Origin of the sequence: Thermorudis peleae (assembly GCF_000744775.1) — a bacterium.
Lineage (GTDB): Bacteria > Chloroflexota > Chloroflexia > Thermomicrobiales > Thermomicrobiaceae > Thermorudis > Thermorudis peleae.
On record NZ_JQMP01000001.1, the window covers coordinates 288,148 to 307,632 of the forward strand.

General features: G+C 62.6%; 17 protein-coding genes. 11 read left to right on the top strand and 6 right to left on the bottom strand.

Translation table 11 applies throughout. The features are described 5' to 3' along the window. Positions 1–198: 198 nt before the first annotated feature. Complete coding sequence (locus N675_RS01325) at positions 199–1,026, bottom strand: YceI family protein (RefSeq protein ID WP_051913797.1); 828 nt, start codon at positions 1,024–1,026, stop codon at positions 199–201. Between the two features lie 510 nt (positions 1,027–1,536). Here N675_RS01325 and N675_RS01335 point away from each other — a divergent pair. Next, positions 1,537–2,808: a multidrug effflux MFS transporter gene (locus N675_RS01335; RefSeq protein WP_051913799.1), complete on the top strand. Its 1,272-nt coding sequence runs from the start codon at positions 1,537–1,539 to the stop codon at positions 2,806–2,808. On the opposite strand, the gene N675_RS01340 is transcribed toward N675_RS01335, so the two are convergent. Genes N675_RS01340 through N675_RS01350 form a run of 3 tightly spaced genes read right to left on the bottom strand, consistent with a single transcriptional unit; the run spans position 2,805 to position 6,145 of the window. Next, positions 2,805–4,052 (bottom strand): enolase C-terminal domain-like protein, encoded by a 1,248-nt coding sequence (locus tag N675_RS01340; protein ID WP_231577887.1) that lies wholly within the window; start codon positions 4,050–4,052, stop codon positions 2,805–2,807. The two genes, N675_RS01335 and N675_RS01340, sit on opposite strands and share 4 nt — an antisense overlap. A gap of 19 nt (positions 4,053–4,071) precedes the next feature. After that, a complete protein-coding gene (locus N675_RS01345) occupies positions 4,072–5,169 on the bottom strand; it encodes an ABC transporter ATP-binding protein (protein ID WP_081886757.1) in 1,098 nt (365 codons plus the stop codon). 19 nt (positions 5,170–5,188) lie between these two features. Continuing rightward, positions 5,189–6,145: an ABC transporter ATP-binding protein gene (locus N675_RS01350; protein ID WP_038037510.1), complete on the bottom strand. Its 957-nt coding sequence runs from the start codon at positions 6,143–6,145 to the stop codon at positions 5,189–5,191. A 192-nt stretch (positions 6,146–6,337) separates the two neighbouring features. Between N675_RS01350 and N675_RS01355 the strand changes: the two genes are divergently transcribed. The 6 genes from N675_RS01355 to N675_RS01380 all read left to right on the top strand — a co-directional run bounded on the left by N675_RS01355 (position 6,338) and on the right by N675_RS01380 (position 13,243). Further along, entirely contained in the window at positions 6,338–8,224 is a 1,887-nt protein-coding gene (locus N675_RS01355; RefSeq protein ID WP_038037513.1) for an ABC transporter substrate-binding protein, read from the top strand. 84 nt (positions 8,225–8,308) lie between these two features. Continuing rightward, a complete protein-coding gene (locus N675_RS01360; protein ID WP_038037514.1) occupies positions 8,309–9,313 on the top strand; it encodes an ABC transporter permease in 1,005 nt (334 codons plus the stop codon). Between the two features lie 8 nt (positions 9,314–9,321). Next, positions 9,322–10,161 (top strand): ABC transporter permease, encoded by an 840-nt coding sequence (locus N675_RS01365; protein ID WP_038037515.1) that lies wholly within the window; start codon positions 9,322–9,324, stop codon positions 10,159–10,161. Positions 10,162–10,196: 35 nt separating this feature from the next. Continuing rightward, positions 10,197–11,384 (top strand): mandelate racemase/muconate lactonizing enzyme family protein, encoded by a 1,188-nt coding sequence (locus tag N675_RS01370; protein WP_038037517.1) that lies wholly within the window; start codon positions 10,197–10,199, stop codon positions 11,382–11,384. Between the two features lie 19 nt (positions 11,385–11,403). Next, positions 11,404–12,141, top strand: a complete 738-nt coding sequence (locus tag N675_RS01375; RefSeq protein ID WP_038037518.1) for a ribonuclease activity regulator RraA — start codon at positions 11,404–11,406, stop codon at positions 12,139–12,141. A 31-nt stretch (positions 12,142–12,172) separates the two neighbouring features. Then, positions 12,173–13,243, top strand: a complete 1,071-nt coding sequence (locus N675_RS01380; RefSeq protein ID WP_051913800.1) for a mannonate dehydratase — start codon at positions 12,173–12,175, stop codon at positions 13,241–13,243. Between the two features lie 81 nt (positions 13,244–13,324). Here the strand turns inward: N675_RS01380 and N675_RS01385 are convergent, their stop codons facing one another. Further along, entirely contained in the window at positions 13,325–15,394 is a 2,070-nt protein-coding gene (locus N675_RS01385; protein ID WP_156100768.1) for a heavy metal translocating P-type ATPase, read from the bottom strand. A gap of 371 nt (positions 15,395–15,765) precedes the next feature. Here N675_RS01385 and N675_RS01390 point away from each other — a divergent pair, with 371 nt between their 5' ends. The 4 genes from N675_RS01390 to N675_RS01405 all read left to right on the top strand — a co-directional run bounded on the left by N675_RS01390 (position 15,766) and on the right by N675_RS01405 (position 19,020). Beyond that, positions 15,766–15,999: a hypothetical protein gene (locus N675_RS01390; protein ID WP_038037519.1), complete on the top strand. Its 234-nt coding sequence runs from the start codon at positions 15,766–15,768 to the stop codon at positions 15,997–15,999. Beyond that, positions 15,996–16,742, top strand: a complete 747-nt coding sequence (locus tag N675_RS01395; RefSeq protein ID WP_038037521.1) for an NAD-dependent epimerase/dehydratase family protein — start codon at positions 15,996–15,998, stop codon at positions 16,740–16,742. Before N675_RS01390 ends, N675_RS01395 begins: the two co-directional genes overlap by 4 nt. An 18-nt stretch (positions 16,743–16,760) precedes the next feature. Continuing rightward, a complete protein-coding gene (locus tag N675_RS01400; RefSeq protein ID WP_051913804.1) occupies positions 16,761–17,669 on the top strand; it encodes an SMP-30/gluconolactonase/LRE family protein in 909 nt (302 codons plus the stop codon). Between the two features lie 67 nt (positions 17,670–17,736). Next, positions 17,737–19,020, top strand: a complete 1,284-nt coding sequence (locus tag N675_RS01405) for an ATP-grasp domain-containing protein (RefSeq protein ID WP_038037522.1) — start codon at positions 17,737–17,739, stop codon at positions 19,018–19,020. Positions 19,021–19,151: 131 nt separating this feature from the next. On the opposite strand, the gene N675_RS01410 is transcribed toward N675_RS01405, so the two are convergent. Continuing rightward, on the bottom strand, positions 19,152–19,463 hold the full coding sequence (locus N675_RS01410; RefSeq protein ID WP_038037523.1) for an oxidative damage protection protein: 312 nt from the start codon (positions 19,461–19,463) through the stop codon (positions 19,152–19,154). Positions 19,464–19,485: the final 22 nt, after the last annotated feature.

A 19,485-nucleotide genomic window follows, 5' to 3' on the forward strand; every position in this document is an offset into this window, starting at 1 on the left:
GGACGTGCACCTACGGGGCTGGTTCGGGCAGCTTCCATGGCTACAGGCGCTGCCAGCGAACCACGCACGGACCAGCGGCGTTCCGACCGTACGGACTGAACGCCGGGCAGGACGTCGCGGAGGCGAGGTGCGCCACATGACGGCGCCGCGCCAGGGCATCCCCAGCGCAGCGCCGCAACGGCTGTGGCGGGAGGGGGATTAGGAACTCGTCTGCACGGTCAGTTGCAGGTTCGCGGTGAGCACCAGGTTGTCTTCGACGCTCAGCACGACCGGCACCTTCGGCGGCTGCATGCCGAAGTCTTCAAAGGTGACCTGGGTCGTCGCGGTGCCCTGCACGGTGTTCTGGTTGAACGTGGCCGTCACCTGCCAGGTGACCGTCTTGGTCACGCCGTGCACCGTCAGGTCACCGGTCAGCTGGAACTGCGCCTGGCCACTCGTCGGCAGGGGCCAGCTCAGCCCAGTGATGGACTTCGGCACGAACGTCGCTTGCGGATATTTGCTCGTTTCGAGCGTGTTCTGCTTGATGTAGTTATCGCGACGCGACTCATCGCTCCGCAGCGTCGTGAGGTCGACGGTGATCTTGGAGGCGCTGGCGACCGGCTGCCCGGTGGCGTCGAGCACGATTTGACCGCTGACGGCCGAGGTCTTGCCGACGGCGTCGTTTGGCAAGGTGTGGCCGACCAGTTGTTCGTGGGCGGTGTAGCTCACCTGGCTCTGGCTCGGGTTCACGACGAGCACCACGCGCCCCGCCGTGCTGCCACTCGTGGCCGTGCTACTGGTGGCCGTGTCACTCGTGGCCGCGCCACTCGTGGCCGCGCCACTGGTGGCGGTGCTCGTAGCCGCGCTACTGGTGGCGGTGCCACCCGTGGCCGTGCCGCTTGTCGCGGTTGCGGTTGGTGTGGCAGTGCTCGCGCTGCTGGCAGCTGGCGTGGGCGTGGGCGTCGCGGTGCCACCGCAGGCGGCGAGGACGAGGGCGAGTGCCAGCGAAACCAGCAGTGGCAGGGCAATCAGGCGGATCCGGGTCATTGTGCCTCCCTTCGGCTCGCTTATCCGATCAGTCACCGTGCCGGGCTCCTGCCCGACAGGGATAAGCATGCCGGAGCGATGTAACCGTCTGGTAACCGCGCCAGTGGCGCCAGCTGCGCTCAGGCGCGCGTCGTAGCTGGTCAGGGAGCGCCGGATGCGCGCCGCGCTGTTGCCGCAGGCATGCTCCGGCGCACACGGCAGAGCGGCAGGCTTGCGCGGCCCGGCCTCAGCCCTCGCCGGGCCTGGCGGTGCGTCATCGACCGCAGCGGCGGCACGCGGCAAGCTCCCGCGTCGCCTGTGCTGGACAGGAATGGCGGGCGGGCATGGTACCGCGGGGTCTGGCCGCAGCAGCGCACCCAGGGCAGTCCGCTGGTTAGGGCTCCGGCGTGGGGTCTGGCCGCGGCAGCGCACCCCGCCGGCGAGCGAGGCGGGGCGCGGGGACGTGGGCGTGTGGTAGAATCGTGCGATTGCCGGCTGGCCACGGGCCGGCACTGAGGGAGTGGAGCGACGATGACGATGGCCTCGCCGCGGCCGGCGTCGACCAGCGCCCGGCCCAGTCCATCCCGCTCGCTGGTCGAGCTGACCGCCTTGCTCGGCTTCATGATGTCGCTGAGCGCCTTCAGCACCGACGGCATGCTCCCGGCCTTGCACGACCTGGCCGTGTTCTTCGGCGTGAGCGACACGCAAGCCCAGCTGGTCGTCAACCTCTACTTCTTCGGCTTTGCCGTTGGCCAGCTCTTCTTTGGGCCGCTCAGCGACCGCTTCGGCCGGCGCCGCGTCCTGCTGGTGAGCACCAGCGGCTTCCTGACCTGCGCGCTCGCCCTGGTCGTCGCGCCGACCTTCACCGTCGTGCTCACCGTGCGCTTCATCCAGGGGCTCTTCGGCGCAGCATTACGCTCGGTTGGCACGGCGCTCGTGCGCGACTTCTACCGCGGCGAGGCGATGGCCCGCGTGCTGTCCTTCGCGCTGATGGTGCTGCTGATCGCCCCGGTGTTTGCGCCGTCGATCGGCGTCTTTTTGCTGCGCTGGGGCTGGCGCGCGCCCTTCTCGTTGATCGCCGTCCTGGCCGGGCTGCTGCTGGCCTGGCTGACGGCGCGGCTGCCGGAGAGCCTGCCGCCGGAACGGCGTCGTCCACTCTCCTTCACGCAGCTTGCGGCGGCTGCCCGCCTCGTGCTCAACACGCCGCCGAGCCTTGCGCTGACGGCGGTGATGGGCTGCAGCTACGGCATCCTCTACGCCTACCTGACGAGTGCGGCGCAACTCTACCGCGAGCACTTCCAGTTTTCGAACACGGCCTTCGCGCTGGCCTTTGCTGGCACGGGGCTTGGGCAGGTCTGCGGCACGTTCCTCAACGGGCTGGCGATCACGCGCCTTGGCCTGCGACGCGTCCTACCGTGGGCCGTCGGCGGGGTTGCGGTGGCGGCGGCCGGGCTCTTGGTGGCGGGACTGCTCGGTGCGCAGCCGGTGGTCTACTGGTTCCTGCTGACCCTCGTGTTTTTCGGCATCGCGCTCGTGTTCTCCAACGCCAACAGCGCGGCGCTCGAGCCGCTGGGCGAGATTGCTGGGTTTGCGAGCAGCGTCATTGGCTTCACCAGCACGGTGATGGCCAACCTTTTTGGCCTGGTGATCGGCCAGGCAGCGCAGGGCGGGCCCCGCGGTTTTGCGCTGGGCATCATGCTCCTGGCGCTTGGCAGCCTGGCGAGCCTGCTGGTGGCCCAGCGCGCTGGCTGGGGGCGGGAGCGGACGCATGCCGCAGCGGCGAGTCCGGCCCGCGGCGACTAGGGCCGCATGACCGTCCCGTCGCGGCCCCGCACCGGCGGCCAGGCGCCCCCGAGCGGGTCGTCGGGGAAGGGGAAGCGCGCGGCCAGCGCCTCATCGATCTCGACGCCCAGCCCCGGCCGATCGTTTGGCCAGAGCATGCCGTCGCGGATTTCGGGCGTGCCGGAGAAGACCGCCCGGGCGGCCTCGCTGAAGACGTGCTGTTCCTGAATGCCGAAGTTCGGGCAGGCGAGATCGAGGTGCAAGTTGGCGGCATGGCCGACAGGCGAGACATCGCCGGGCCCGTGCCAGGCCGTGCGCACGCCGAAGAACTCGCAGAACGCCGCCAGCTTGCGCGCTGGGGTGATGCCGCCGATGGCGGAGAGGTGCACGCGCACGAAGTCGATCAGCCGTTCCTGGACGAGCGGGATATACTCCGCTGGGTTGACGAACAGCTCGCCGATCGCGATCGGCGTGGCGGTTTGCTGGCGGATGAGCCGCAGGTAGGCGAGATCTTCGGGCGCGACGGGATCTTCGAGGAAGAAGAGGCGGGCCGGTTCGAGCGCCTTGGCCAGCTGCAGCGCCATGATCGGCGGCACGCGCTCGTGGACGTCGTGGAGCAACTCGACGCTGTCGCCGAACTCGGCACGCAGGGCCTCGAAGAGGCGGGGGACGAGCCGGCAGTAGGCGGCGGGATCCCAGACCTGGGCGCCGGGCTCGCTTGGGGCGCCGTAGGTAGCCTGGCCGGGCACAGCGACCTGGCAGCGGACGTAGCGGTAACCCTGTGCCAGCCACTGGCGGACGTTTGCGATGACCTCGGGGATATCGCGGCCGGTGGCGTGGGCGTAGAGTGCGGCAGCGGTTCGGCAGCGGCCGCCGAGCAGCTGGTAGAGCGGCATCCCGGCCAGCTTGCCGAGGATATCCCAGAGGGCCATATCGATACCGGAGAGGGCGTTGTTGAGGACGGGGCCATTGCGCCAGTAGGAACTCAGCGCGAGCGACTGCCAGATATCCTCGATCTCGGTCGGATCGCGGCCGATAACGAGCGGCTTGAGGGCATTGACGGCGGCGACGACAGCCAGGGGGCGCTGGGTGAAGGTGGCACAGCCGAGGCCGTAGAGGCCGGGCTCGGTGGTCTGGACTTTGACGACCACGAGGCGGATGCCCTCGGGCGCGGTACAGATCGGCTGGACGTCGGCGATGCGCACCCGGGGCATGCCACGCCCCGCCTCCCAGGGGGGACTCGTGTGGACGAACGGCTCTTTCATCCTCATTCTCCTACCAGAGTCATGCATGAGGCGAATCAGGCTGAGCTTCGCGCTTGAGCGCAGAATAGGATGGTGGAGATACCTCGGTTTTCCCATTCGTAAATACGCCACCAGCGGCCAGATTCCGGCGATCAATTGTCGGTGAATCACGGTAGAGATAGCAGGCCACGACGCGCCGATCCCCAGTGCGAAACAGTGGAGGTGTCTGCTCAACGCAGATAGGCATAGCGTAGGGACAGCGGTCATAAAACACACAAAACGCTGTGCCACGTGGCGTTAGGCCACTCACCGGTTGACCAAGAGCACGCTCCCCCAACCATTGGCGATCTGGATCTGGCAGAGGGACGGAGCTAACGAGTAATCGCGTATAGGGATGCTCAGGTTCACGAATAATGAGGCCAGCATCCCCTGCTTCAACCACTGTTCCGCGATACAGAACAAGGACATCATTGGCAACCTGATACGCTGTTGCCAGATCATGGGTAATGTACAAGATCGAGATCCCGTACTCACGATGAAGTTGCTGTAAACTGCTGAGGATGGTTGCGCGCAGTGAAGCATCAACCATTGAAACCGGCTCATCGGCTATGATCACCTTCGGGCGAAGCAAGAGTGCACGTGCAACCATGACCCGCTGACGCTGTCCTCCCGAAAGCTGATGAGGATATCGGCCGAGTGTTTCCTCCGGACGCAATCCAACGGCTATCAACGCTTCTTCGATGCGATTGCGCATCTCTTGGGTAGATTTCGCTAAATGAAACATTCGAATTGGCAACTCAAGGACATGATCGACCTTGTAGAAAGGATTGTAGACCTCGAAAGGGTCCTGAAAAATTGCTTGAATATCGCGCAAGAAGGCACGGCGCTGCTCGCGGTTTAGCTGTTTCAGGGAGATACCACGATACCGTACATCTCCCGTTGTTGGTGTGGTAAGGCCAAGCAGCAGACGAGCGAGTGTGGTTTTACCACTCCCACTTTCCCCAACAATTGCGGTAAAGATTGGTTGCTCTTCCGGTACAGTAAAGGAGAAATCACGCAGTGCAATAACGCGCTCTCGCTTCAGCAAACCGCCGGAAAATACCTTGGTCACGTCTTGTGCTTCGAGCAATGCGGCCATTGCCGTCCTCCTCGCCTTTTCACCACAGGTGACAAGCAACGTAATGGTCAGGTCGCACTTCACGCAAGGTGGGTTCTTCGGCTGAACAACGATCAAACGCTTTGGGGCACCGCGGATGAAAGCGACAACCAGGCGGAGGACTAAGCAGTGAGGGCGGTAAGCCAGGAATACCCTGGAACTCGCCACGTTTGTCCAACGAGGGTAAGCTGGCAATCAGTAATTGCGTATAGGGATGCAGGGGGTGGCGCAGGAGTTCCGCGGTTGGAGCAAGCTCGACGAGCTTGCCAGCGTACATCACGCCAATCCGATCAACCGTCTGGGCCATTAATCCCATATCGTGCCCAATTACGATCACCGCGGCACCCAGCGTCTGTTGGAGTTGTCGGAGCGTATCCATAATCTGCCACTGGACAACGACATCAAGGGCGCTCGTGGGCTCATCAGCAATAATCACTTTGGGGTTCATTGCGATAGCAATTGCGATACAAACGCGTTGTTTCATGCCACCACTCAACTCGTGCGGATAGAGCTCTGCAACCTGAGAGGGCAACCCAACACGCTGGAGCAGGTCTCTCACCAGACTGTCAGCTTCAGCTTTCGTAAGTTGTACGCCGTGATCGTGCAATGGGAGCAACAATTGATCACGTACTTTTAATACCGGATTCAGCGCATTCATGGCCCCCTGCGGAATCAATGCAAGCTGCGAGAGCCGCAAGCGGCGCATCTCCTCTTCGTTCAGGTCAAGGAGATCCACGCTATCGAGATAGACGCGACCGCCAACGACCTTCCCTGGCGGCTTAATAAGACGCAACAATGCCAGCGCCACGGTAGATTTCCCACTGCCTGACTCTCCGACAATGCCCAGTCGTTCACCTTCCCTCAGGTGAAAGGTCACGCCATCCACTGCGTGTACCACCCCTTCAGGAGTCTCGTAGTAGACCCGCAAATCCTCAACGCGTAGGATTGACTTCTCCATTCAGCCCCCTCATGCCATTCCGCTTGACAAGCGGCTGACGACCGGCTAGACTGAAAGCGCAGGGTGACAGCATCATCATACAACAAAGCGTAACGGCAATTCACTTCTTCGCATCCTTACGGAAGCAGCAATCGGCTGTGAGGCTGAGAGGAGTGTACCAAAGTGGAGAGGACGTGGGAGGAGGATAGCCCTATGGCGCGCGGCGACGCCAGTCGGTTTACTCGGCGAATCTTTCTGAAAAGAGCAACGACCGCGCTGATGGCTGGTTCAGCGCTCCTTGCTGCGTGTAGCAGCAAACAATCGACACCCCCGCCAAGCACGAGTAGCACGTCGACAACGCCAGTATCTGGTGCTACCCCAACGAAAGCAGCAGCCGTTGGTGCAGCTTCCCCCACTGTAGCGCCCACCATCCCACCGCGACAACTCAAGCAGGTGCCGAGGAATCGAACCCTCATTCTTCGATGGGGCGGCACCGAAGGCCAGCATCAAGACTGGAATCTCTGGAACCCATATAACCTCGGTGCAAATCATCAAAATGGTCCAGGAATTTTTTATGAACCACTGGCGTACTATAGTGCATTTGCCGATAAGATGATCCCGTGGCTCGCTACGAGCTGGCAATATACCCCCGACTATAAACAACTTACGATTAAGCTGCGATCTGGAATCAAGTGGAGCGATGGACAGCCGTTTACTGCAGAGGATGTTGCGTTCACGTTCAACACCCTGCGTGACCTCGGTCCGAAAGTGCGGTGGGGAGTTGACGTTCAGCAGTTCGTCGATGAAGCGAAGGCACTCGATGATACAACGGTCCAGATTAACTTCAAAATCCCTGCTCCGCGCTTCTTCTATTTCGTGACCTACAAGTATGATATTGGCGTGTACATTGTCCCCAAGCACATTTTCCAAGGCCAAGATTGGTCAACCTTCACGGCCTTTGACCTTGACAAGGATTGGCCAGTAACCACCGGTCCATGGAAGGTGGTCTATTCGTCGCCCCAGCAAAAAGTGATCGACCGACGCGATTCCTGGTGGGCTGTTGACCAAGGACTTGTGAAAGCAATGCCCCAAGTCGAGCGGATTATCTATTTGCCGTTCACAAGCGAGGAACAAGTAGCCCAACAACTGATCAGCAATGATGTAGACTGTTCCTTGGATCTGCGCCCGCTGACTATCGAGACTGTTCTGCAACAGAACCCGAAGATCATCACGCATACGTATAAAGATCCGCCATATGGCTATGAAGACTGGTGGCCAACATCGCTCTATGTCAACTGTGAGCGCGAACCATACAACGATAAAGATGTCCGATGGGCATTGAGTTATTTCATTGATCGCAAGCAACTGATTGAGGTCGCGCTCGGCGGTGCAGGTGAACCCGCTGTTCTCCCGATGCCAACATACCCAGGGCTCTTACCCTACTTCGATGCTGTGAAAGATCTCTTACAGCAGTATCCGACGAATGAATTTAACCCCCAGAAGGGAGCTCAACTGTTACAAAGCAAAGGCTGGCAGAAAAACAAAGACGGCTTTTGGGAAAAGAACGGCAAAGTGCTCGAGGTACCAATGGAAAGCTTCACGGTAATGGCCGACATTGGTCCGGTCATTGCTGAACAATTGCGACGGCAAGGGGTGCAGTCTTCCTACAATATGCCGCCTGACTTCGATACGCGCTTTAACCAAGGGGACTACAATGCAGCCCTCTACGGACATGGTGGTAGTATCGGTGTCGACCCGTATTTCACCCTGCGACTGTACCAATCAAAGACGGAGGCTGTCCCCGGTGCACACCAGGTCAACTTCTCTCGCTGGCATAATGATGAATTCGACAAAATTGTAGACGAGATGGCTGTTACCCCGCCCGAACAGAAAGACAAGATCATGGATCAATGGAAACGGGCGATGCAGATCTGGCTTCCTGAACTCCCTGACATTCCGATTCAAAAGTGGTTCCACCGCATTCCTATGAACACGACCTATTGGCAAGGATGGCCAACGCGGGATAATCCCTACGTGAATGGCGCATTCTGGCACCTTACGTTCCAACTCATTTTGAACGAGCTCAAACCGACACAATAGAGCAGCGCGGAAGGATGCGAGAGTGTGCAGTGCGGCGAGCTCGCTGATGCTCGCCGCACGATCTAGTTCGCGAGGAGAACACGTATGTGGCGCGACTACCTGCTTCGTCGGATCCTTCTCTTTATTCTCGTCGTTTGGGCAGCAGCGAGCCTGAATTTCTTCCTGCCGCGCTTATCTGGCCATGACGCCGTTCGCGACCAACTCATGCAACAAGCATCGCGAGGAGGGTATGTTCAGGCTGGCATTGAGCAAATGGTTCAAGAATATAATCGACGCTTTGGACTGGATAAGCCACTCTGGGTGCAATATGTAAACTACCTAACCCAAATCATTCGCTTAGACTTTGGATATTCTATGGCCAACTATCCACGAACCGTCATGAGTATGATTGCTGATGCACTACCATGGACAATGGGGCTACTGTTTGTGACGACCATTCTCGCCTTCATGATTGGCTCCTTGTTAGGAGCGCTCCTTGCCTGGCAAAAAGCTCCGAAATGGACACAAATCTTTTTCCCGCCCCTCCTGACGCTTTCGTCAATCCCCTATTTCCTGCTTGGTCTTCTCTTGCTCTATATCTTTGCCTTCCGACTCCGCTGGTTCCCCTTGTTCGGAGGGTACAGCGCCGGGGCATTTCCGGGCTGGAACCTCAGCTTCGCGCTCGATGTCCTGAAGCATGCGGTACTTCCAGCGTTTTCCATCTTGTTAGCATCGCTCGGCTTCTGGGCACTTGGCATGCGGGGGATGATGGTTTCCGTTGAAGGAGAAGACTTTGTCACGTATGGAGAAGCACTCGGACTGCGGGCAAGTACGCTCTTTTTCCGGTACGCGATCCGCAACGCCCTTTTACCGCAAATAACCGGTCTTGGCCTCTCATTAGGACAGATTCTCTCAGGCGCCTTACTCGTTGAGGTCATCTTCTCATACCCCGGCATCGGAACAGTCCTCTACCATGCAATTCGGCAATTCGATTATTTCGTCATTCAGGGGATAGTGTTTACCATCGTGCTTGGCGTCACCATTGCTACCCTCATTCTTGATTTAATCTATCCGCTCGTTGACCCGCGGATTAGCTATCAGCGCCTGTGAGGTGCGCTATGCTGGCATACATCCGCCGTAATCGCAGCCTGTTGGTTGGGCTTATCCTGATCGGACTGGTGCTCCTGTTTGCCGGAGCAGGGCGGCTCTTCTGGGATGTGCATCAGGCACATCCCCTCTCTGCTCCTCCCAATCGCCCACCGTCCTTCCAACACCCCTTGGGCACTGACCGGCAAGGCCGGGATATCCTCGCTGTGATGATCGTCGGCACCCCCTTAACGTTTTACATTGGCTTGCTTGCTGGATTCATCGGGCTCGTCATCGGTACGCTCTTAGCACTGATTAGCGCGTATTATGGAGGCATCGTTGATGCAGTGATTCGAGCTATCGTTGATGTCGGGCTGACAATACCGCCTCTCCTTATTCTCATTCTGTTAGCAGTATCGATCAAATCGAATTTAACGATAAGCCAAATGGCGCTCGTTGTTGCGTCACTCGCCTGGCTGCATCCGACCCGAACAATTCGGTCACAAGTCCTGACACTGAAAGAACGAGCGTTTATCCAAGTCGCAAGACTATCCGGCGCAGGCAGCTTGCGCATCATTTTCCTCGAGCTCATGCCCAATCTCCTACCGTATCTCATGGCCACCTTTGTCGGCGCAGTTGCATCAGCAATTTTGGCCTCGATTGGATTAGAGGTCATTGGCTTAGGAGAGATTGAAGCGAATACCTTGGGGATGACCATCTATTGGGTGAACTACTACGCCGCTATTCTCCATGGTCTGTGGTGGTGGTTCCTCCCACCAATCCTGATTATTGTCCTTATCTTTGTTGGATTATTCGCTATTTCGGCTGGCCTTGACGAACTGGTCAACCCACGGAAACGGCGAGCTGTCTAATCTCTGGAATTTCTCGAAACAAGAAAGGAGGGGCGATGCGCATTACTGATGTGCGGACGGCGGTGATCGCTGGCAACTTCGACTGGGTGCTGGTGCGGGTCGATACCGATGAGGGGCTCAGCGGCCTCGGCGAGGCCTACTGGGGCGCCGGCGTCGCCGAACTCGTCCACGCCATCAAGCCGATTATCATCGGCGAACACCCCTTCAATATCGCCAAGCTCGTCGCGAAAATGCTCCGTGGCATGTCCGGCGCTGGCTCGCTCGCCGGTGCAACCGTCACCGCCATCAGCGGCATCGAGCTCGCACTCTGGGATCTCCTCGGCCGCGCCCTCAACGTCCCAATCTCCACCCTCCTCGGCGGCCGCTTCCGCGACCGTGTCCTCGTCTACGCCGACTGCCACGGCGGTCGCGGCCATACCTACACCCCTGAAGCCTACGCCGAACGGGCGCGTGAGGTGCGCGCAGCCGGCTTCACCGCGCTCAAGTTCGACATCGACGTCCCCAACCCCTACCAGCTCGATGTCTCCGATTCCCCCGAGCCACGCCGCAGCTGGTACGAGCCCTACAGCCGCATCATCTCCCCGGCCGAGCGCGACTTCATCGTCTCACTCGTCGCCGCCGTCCGCGAGGCGATCGGCCCGCACACCATGCTCGCCATCGACTGCCACTGGAAGTTCAACGTCATCGACGCCACGCTGCTAGCCCAGGCCCTCGAGCCCTACAACCTGCTCTGGCTCGAAGACCCCATCCCGCCGGAAAATGTCGATGCCCTGGCTAAAGTCGCCGCCAGCACCTGCACGCCAATCTGCACTGGCGAGAACGTCTACCGCACCCACGGCTATCGCGAGCTGATCGAGAAGCAGGCAGCTGATATCCTTTCCCCTGACATCCCCAAGATGGGCGGACTGCTCGAGGCACGCAAGGTCGCCGACCACGCCGACCAGTACTACATCCCCATCGCCCCGCACAACGTGTGCAGCCCAATCGGCACGGTCGCCGCGGCCCACCTCTGCGCCGCTATCCCCAACTTCCTGGCACTCGAGTTCCACGCCTTCGATGTCCCCTGGTGGGGCGACCTGGTCGAGGGCGGCCCGATCATCCGCGACGGCTACATCACGCTCACCGATGCCCCCGGCCACGGTCTGACGCTCAACGAAGACGTCGCGCGTGCCCACCTCAAGGAAGGCAGTTCGTTCTTCGGCCCAACGCCCTACGCCGACTAACCCACGGAGAGGAGACGGCATGATCACCGTGCCTGATATCGAACGGCCACCCCGCGAGTTGATCGAGCAACTGCGCCACGTCAGCAGCGCCACTGCGACCGGCGCGCTCTACCGCCTCGGCTTCCGCGACTCCCACCTGCGCGGCCTGACCGCCTGGACACCCGGCGCCCATATCGTCGGCCCGGCACTCACGCTCCAGTTCATGCCGAAACGCGAGGATGTCTACACGCTCGAAGAGTACGGCGATCCCGAGCGGCAGCTCCACCGCCACGTGCTCTACGTCGCGCAGCCCGGCGATGTCGTCGTCGTCGACGCACGCGGCCACCTGGGCAGTGGCGTCTTCGGCGAGATGATGCTCACCTACTTCAAAGCCAAGGGCGGTATCGGCGTCGTCGTCGATGGCTGCATCCGCGACTATCCCCGCGTCAAGCAGCTGGGGCTGGGGCTGTGGCTGCGCGGCGTCACCCCCAACTTCCACACGCAGACCGATATCTTCCCCTTCGCCGTCAACGTCCCGATCGCCTGTGGCGAACGGCTCATCTTTCCCGGCGACATCATCATCGCTGACGATGACGGCGCCGTTGTCGTCCCCCGCCAGCACGCCGAGGCCGTGCTCCAGGACGCGCGTGAACACGCCGAGTGGGAGGAGTTCTCGCGCGAGCGGCTGGCCCAGGGCGGCGATCTGCGGAAGTACTATCCCTTGACCGAGGAAGCGCAAGCAGAATATGCCGAGTGGCGGCGCACCCGTGGACACTAGCCGCCATGACGCGGTGAGAGGAGAGAACAGGATGGCACTCGAGTTCGCGCTCTTTCTACCGGCCGAGCCCAGTGAACGCTGGCAATTAGCCCGCCAGCTCGGCGTGAGCCACGTCGTCGCCCCCTTGCCGTTCACGATCCGCGGCGGGCACGTCGCCGCTAACCAGCCCGGCGTCCCCCAGCCAATCGTCCCGCCCGAAGTCCCGCCGCCCGACCATCGCCCCTGGGACTTTATGCCCCTGCTGCTGATGAAGCAGCGCTTCAACGAGGCCGGGTTCACCGTCAGCGTCATTGAGGCCTCGCCGCCGATGCACCGGGCGCGCCTCGGCCTGCCAGGCCGGGACGAGGAGATCGAGTGGGTCATCACGCTCATCCGCAACATGGGCAAGCTCGAGATTCCGGTGTGGTGCTGGAACTGGATGGCGGTGATCAACTGGGCCCGCACCTCGATCACGACGCCAACCCGCGGCGGCGCGCTCGTCACCAGCTACGACCACGAGCTGATGGAACGCGCCGGGCCAACGGAGGTCGGCACCGTCACGGAGCAGCAACTCTGGGACTCGCTCGCCTACTTTCTCAAGGCCGTGGTGCCGGTCGCTGAAGAGGCTGGAGTCAAGCTCGCGCTCCACCCCGACGACCCGCCGGTACCGTCGTTGCGCGGCATCGCCCGCATTCTGATCACGCCGGAGGCGATGGAACGCGCCATCTCCCTCGTACCCAGCCCGGTCAACGGCATCACGTTCTGTCAGGGCGTCTTCTCGACGATGGGCGTCCACGTGCCGACCTGGATTCGCCACTTCGGCGCCCGCCGCGCCATCCACTTTGTCCACTTCCGTGACGTGCGCGGTGGCCCCACCAAGTTCGTCGAGACGTTCCACGACGACGGCCAGACCGACATGTTCGAGGCGATGCGCACGTATTATGAGATCGGCTTCGATGGGGTCATGCGCCCTGACCACACGCCGACGATGGCCGGTGAGCCGAACGACCAGCCCGGCTACATGATGCTCGGCCGGCTTTTCGCCATCGGCTACATGAAAGGGCTGCTCGAAGGCGTCCAAAAGACAAGCCAGTATCCAGTCACTGCCCCCGCTCACGCCTAGCACGCACGCCGTGCGCGCCCCGCGCCGCTCCGACAGCACCAGGCCTGTTCCCCTGGCTACAGTCAGCGGCGGCGGGGCTGTTCAGGAGTTCGCCGCGCCGTGCCCCTCGTGGGCATGGTGATGCCCAACGCGCAGGGTAAGGGCGTTGAGTGCCACGATGATGGTGCTCAGCGACATGAGCAGGGCTCCAACTGCCGGCGGGAGCACGACGCCAACCGGCGCAAGGACACCAGCGGCCAAGGGGATGGCAACGACGTTGTAGGCCAACGCCCAGCCGAGGTTTTCGACCATCTTGCGATAGGTTCGGCGGCTCAGTTCGAACAGGCTGACAACATCGCGTGGGTCATCCCGCACCAGCACGATGTCGGCACTCTCAACCGCGACATCGGTGCCGGCGCCGATGGCCACGCCAAGGTCAGCGGCAATGAGCGCTGGCGCGTCGTTGATGCCGTCACCGACCATAGCCACGACATGCCCGTCACGTTGCAGCTGCCGGATGATCTCGTGCTTCTCCTGCGGCATCACTTCGGCATAAACCTGCGTTATCCCGAGCGCCGTCGCGACCGTTCGGGCAACGGCCCAGCTGTCGCCAGTGAGCATGACGACCTGCAACCCCATCGCCTGCAGCCGCTCAACGGCCTCGCGCGACTCCGGTCGGATCTCATCCGCCAGAGCAAAGGCAGCTGCCGGTTGCGCATCGACGACGAGAACCGCGACCGTCATGCCGCGCTCAGCCCAGGTCGCGAGTGCAGATTCGAGCCAGGCTGGCACCTGCGCGAGCAACGTCGGCCGGCCAACGACGACCTGATGGCCGTTGACGCGCGCAGCAACGCCACGTCCAGGCAGCGCCGTCACGCCCTCCGCCGAGGGAAGCTGGATGCCACGTTCAGCTGCACGACGGACAATCGCCTGGGCAATCGGATGCTCCGACCCCGCTTCAACGGCAGCGGCGAGCGCAATGGCCTGCTCCTCGCTCCAGCCAGGCGCAAGGGCACGCTCGGCAACGGCAAATTGGCCACGTGTCAAGGTACCGGTCTTGTCAAACACGACGGTATCAACGAGCCGTGCGCGCTCGAACGCCTGGCGACTACGGATCAGCACGCCCTGTCGAGCAGCAAGTCCACTCGACAGTGCGACCACGAGCGGGATGGCAAGCCCAAGCGCATGCGGACATGCAATCACCAGCACCGTGACAGCCCGGCTCACTGCAGTGACAAGAGGACTCACCGCCAGCCATACCGCGAACGTGCCACCACTGGCGATGACCGCGATTAGGGTCAACCAGAAGGCCACCCGATCTGCCAGCGCTTGCAACTGTGTCCGCTCTTGTTGGGCTTGGGCCACGAGCTGCATGACCTGCCCAAGGAACGACGCTTGCCCAACCCGCGTCACCCGGATGCGAAGCAGCCCGCTCCCATTGATCGTCCCGCCGATCACCGGACTCGCTGGATGCTTGGGAACCGGCCGCGACTCGCCAGTCACGGCCGCTTCGTTGACTTCTGACTCCCCATCAACCACAATGCCGTCAGCCGGGATCCGGCCGCCAGGACGAACCAGCACAATGTCGCCGGGTTGGAGTGACGTCACCGGCACCTCGTGCACACTGCCATCCGGCTCGACGCGTTCAGCCGTCGCCGGGAGCAGGCTGGCGAGCGCGGTCACAGCCTGTTGCGCACGCCCAACGGCCCGCATCTCCAACCAGTGCCCAAGGAGCATGACGACGACAAGGGTGGTCAGTTCCCAGTAGAACGGCTCACCCGGCAGACCAAGCGTCGTCGCAAGGCTGTAGAGCAACGCCACGGTGATCGCGAGCGCGACCAGCGTCATCATCCCTGGCCGATGCGCCCGCAGCTCGTCACGTGCTCCTTCAAGAAAGATCGTGCCCCCGTAGCCATAGACAAACGCCGAGAGCACGACAACGATGATCGTCTCGCCCGGCACTGCGCCAAGGCGGAGCACGTGACGGAGCGGGCTCGCGAGCAGCACAACCGGGAGCGTGGCCACCAGTGAGAGCCAGAAGCGGCGGCGCAAGAGCGCTGGCGCATGTCCAGCGTGTGCAGCTGCTGGCCCAGCCGCCGCGTGCGCTGTCGCATGGGTATGCACCATACGGTGCGCTTGATGCTGGTGATGATTGTGCGGGTGAGGATGCATCGCGTCCTCCATTCTATCTCTAACTATACGATACAGGGGTATCCTATACGGAACGTTCTCCGCACGGGTGTGCGCTCCGGCAAGGCATGCGACGCGCGTCAGAACGGACGCATGACGCAGCCGATGCCATCACCCCTGGTGTGCACAGAATCAGCAGTTTCGCACGCGCAGCGCGCAGCGCGACGCTGGACACATGCGCCGCGGGACAACCCGATACGCCCACCATCGATAGAGCAGCGAGACGCAGCATCCCGTGACGAAAGGCCAGATCTCCGGTGATCTGCTCAGCTGATCGTCTGTTATGCTTACAGTGCGCCGTAGTGCGCCAACGGCAGTGCTGCCAGGAGAGTGTGGCAGAAAGGACGGCGTCGATGGCTGAACCGGTGCTCTATCATCTTGATCAGCAGACAGCGCCGGGACTGCTGCGCCCGGTTGCCTATGATCTGCAGCGGCTCGAGCAGCGCCTCGCACACTACCTCGTCCACCTGCGCCTCAGCGAGGATGACCGCGCAACGGTCGCTGAAGCCCACCGTGTGCTCGCTGAAGCGGCCGACGCACTCGCCCGCCTCTGGCAGGGCCACGGCCACACCGAGGAGGGCGCATGAGCCAGCAGCGCATGCGCGTGTTAATCACCGGCGCCGGTGGACGCATCGGCACCACGCTCGCCCTCCACCTGCGCGATCGCTATGCCCTGCGCCTCCACTACCATCACGCCCCACCCAACCCACCGGTCGACGACGTCGTCACCGGCGATGTCAGCGACTTCGCCGCAATGCAGCGTGCTGTCACCGGCGTCGATGCGGTCGTGCACCTGGCCGCGGACCCACGCACCACGGCACCGTGGGACAGTGTCCTGCCCAACAATATCATCGGCACCTACAACGTCTTTGAAGCAGCACGACAGGCCGGCGTGCGCAAGATCGTCTTCGCCTCCACCAACCACGTCATGGGGATGTACGATCGCGACCACCAGTGGCCGGTCTACTCGCACCTGCCGGTGCGCCCCGACTCGCTCTACGGCGTCTCGAAAGCCTTCGGCGAAGCCCTCGGCCGCTACTATGCCGACCGCTACGGCATCTCCGTCATCTGCCTGCGGATCGGCTGGTTCTTGTCCGAGCCGCACGATGAAATCAGTCGATGGATGTGGCTGAGCCCGCGCGATTGCGTGCAGATCGTCTGGCGCGCACTTGAAAGCCCGTTACCCTTCGGTATCTTCTACGCCATCTCCAACAACAGCGGGCGCCATTGGGATATCACCGACGCGATGGAGTTGCTCGGCTACCGCCCCGAGGACGACGCCGAACGGTTCTTTACCGACACGGCCGAGCCTGCGCCCGATGCATCCTGACCCGGTGAGGAGCGAACGATGACTGATCGAACACCGCGCCTCGTCGCTGATACCCGTTGCGCCGTTGGCGAAGGCCCGCTCTGGCACCCACAGGAGCAGTGCCTCTACTGGATCGACATCCCAACCGGCCAGCTTTTCCGCTACGACCCCGCCACCGGCACGCACGCGCTCGTCTTCCATGCCCCAGCGGCCATCGGCGGCTTCACCATCCAGGCCGACGGCGCGCTCTTGCTCTTCATGGCACGCGGCATGATCGCCATCTGGCGCCGCGACGGTTCCTTCACGCCCATCGTCCCCGAAATCCCGGACGAGCGCCACACCCGCTTCAACGACGTCGTCGCTGACCCGCACGGCCGTGTTTTCGCCGGCACCATGGCCACGCCTGAGCGGCCCGGCCGGCTCTACCGGATCGACCCCGATGGCCAGCGCACTACGCTGCTCGATGACGCACTCATCCCGAACGGCATGGACTTCTCCCCAGACCTCCGCCACTTCTACTACACCGATTCTGATCGGCGCAGCATCCTGCGTTTCGACTACGACGCCGCCACTGGCGCGCTCACCAATCCCCAGGTCTTCGTGACGGTACCCGAGGGCGAAGGCGTGCCTGACGGCCTGACTGTCGACGCTGAAGGCTACGTCTGGTCAGCCCGCTGGGACGGCAGCGCGCTCTACCGCTACACCCCAGACGGCCAGGTCGACCAGGTGATCCACTTCCCGGCCCGCAAGGTGTCGAGCGTCATCTTCGGCGGGCCAGACTACACCGACCTGTACGTGACAACCGCTGGTGGCGACAACCGCGCGCACGAAGGCCCGGGGGCCGGCGCGCTCTTCCACCTCCGCCCTGGCGTACGTGGGCGTCCGCCCTTCTTCAGCCGTCTCGGCTTGGAGCCCTCTCCAGCCGAGCATGGTCCGCAACGCAGGTGATGAGGGTCACGACGAGCGCCGTCATGGGCAGGAGTATCCTTAAGACAGGAGAGATGAGGAGCATGCCGTGCCGAGACGACCGCGCCGTGTTGCCCTCCTGACGACACCGACAAGCTATCGCACCGCGGCGTTCCTCAGCGCTGCGGAGCGGGCCGGGCTTGAGACGCTCGTGTTCACCGACACACCCACGCCGCTGGCCCAGCAGTGGCACTCGCCCTTCGCCGTTGATTTCAGCCGGCCGGAGGAAGCTGCTGACGCGATCTGCGCCGTCCTGGCTGAACGCCCGGTCGCTGCTGTCCTGCCGGTTGACGATAGCGGCACCCTCCTGGCCGCGCTGGTCGCCACGCGGCTCGGCCTGCCGCAGAACGACCCTGAGGCTGCACTCGCAGCCCGCGACAAGCTGATCATGCGCCAGCGGCTTCACGCCGGCGGCCTGCCAATCCCGTCCTTCACGCCCTACCCGGCAGCGCTCGACCCGGCGACCATCGCTGACCAGCAGCCCTATCCCTGTGTCGTCAAGCCGACCCGGCTTTCGGGGAGCCGCGGGGTGATCCGTGCCGATACGCCGGCGGATTTCGTCGCCGCGTTCCAGCGCCTGCAACGCATCCTGCTTGCCGACGGCGTTGCCCTGGACCAGGCGGTCGTGCTGGTCGAAACGTTCATCCCCGGCGTCGAGGTCGCGCTCGAAGGCCTGCTCACTGACGGTCAGTTGCACGTCCTTGCACTTTTCGATAAGCCCGATCCGCTCGATGGCCCGTTTTTTGAAGAGACGATCTACGTCACGCCGTCACGCCTGCCACCCGCAACCCAGCAGGCGATCGCCGCCTGCACTGAACGGGCTGCGCGCAGCCTGGGGCTCCGCACAGGGCCGGTCCACGCCGAACTGCGTGTGAACGAGCAGGGGCCATGGGTGATTGAGCTGGCCGGCCGATCAATTGGCGGCCTGTGCTCGACCATTTTAGAATTCGGCACTGGCATGACGCTCGAGGAACTGATTCTGCGCCACGCCGTCGGCGACCCGATCACGTCGCTCGATCGGCGGCCGGATGCGGTCGGCGTCATGATGATCCCGATTCCGCGTGCGGGCATTCTGCGCCGGGTCGAGGGCATCCCGGAGGCATGCGCCGTACCGGGCATCACGGGTGTGGAGATCACGGCCAAGCGCAACGCTCCCCTCGTGCCGTTGCCGGAAGGCGCGAGCTACTTAGGCTTCATCTTCGCGCGTGCTGACACGCCAGACGCGGTCGAGGCCGCGCTGCGCGAGGCCCATCGCCGTCTCCGCTTCCACATCAGTCCGGAAATCCCGCTGCTGGTCGCGCCAACGCCGGCCGGCGCAGCCCGCCCTGCATGACGACGCACAGTGACTCGCGATCACGCCCCATGCTGGTCATGCCCTGCTTGGATACCCCTGGTTGGACACCTGAGGTGTCGCGGCACCCAGGCAGCCGCGCGGGTGGCGCCGGCCCGCAGGAGGGCGGTTTCCTACTTCTTGCGCGCGGGGGCGCCTTTCTTGGCGCTGCTCCCAGCCCCGGGTGGCGTCCAGCCCTCGGGCATCTCCTCTTCTTCGCCGAAGAAGAACCGCTCCATCTCCTGGCGCAGGACGGCACGGTCGTCGGGGTCAGCGGGGTTAAGGCCATAATGGTTGATCACGATCGTCTGGTATTCGCGCCACATGTCCCAGGCCTGCTGGGAGATCTCGTTATAGATCCGCTCACCGAGCGGGCCAGGAAACGGTGGCTTTTCCAATCCAGGCAACTCTTTGCGCAGCTTTGCGCAGAAGACCATTCGTGGCATCGTGTTGCGCGTCCTCTCGCAG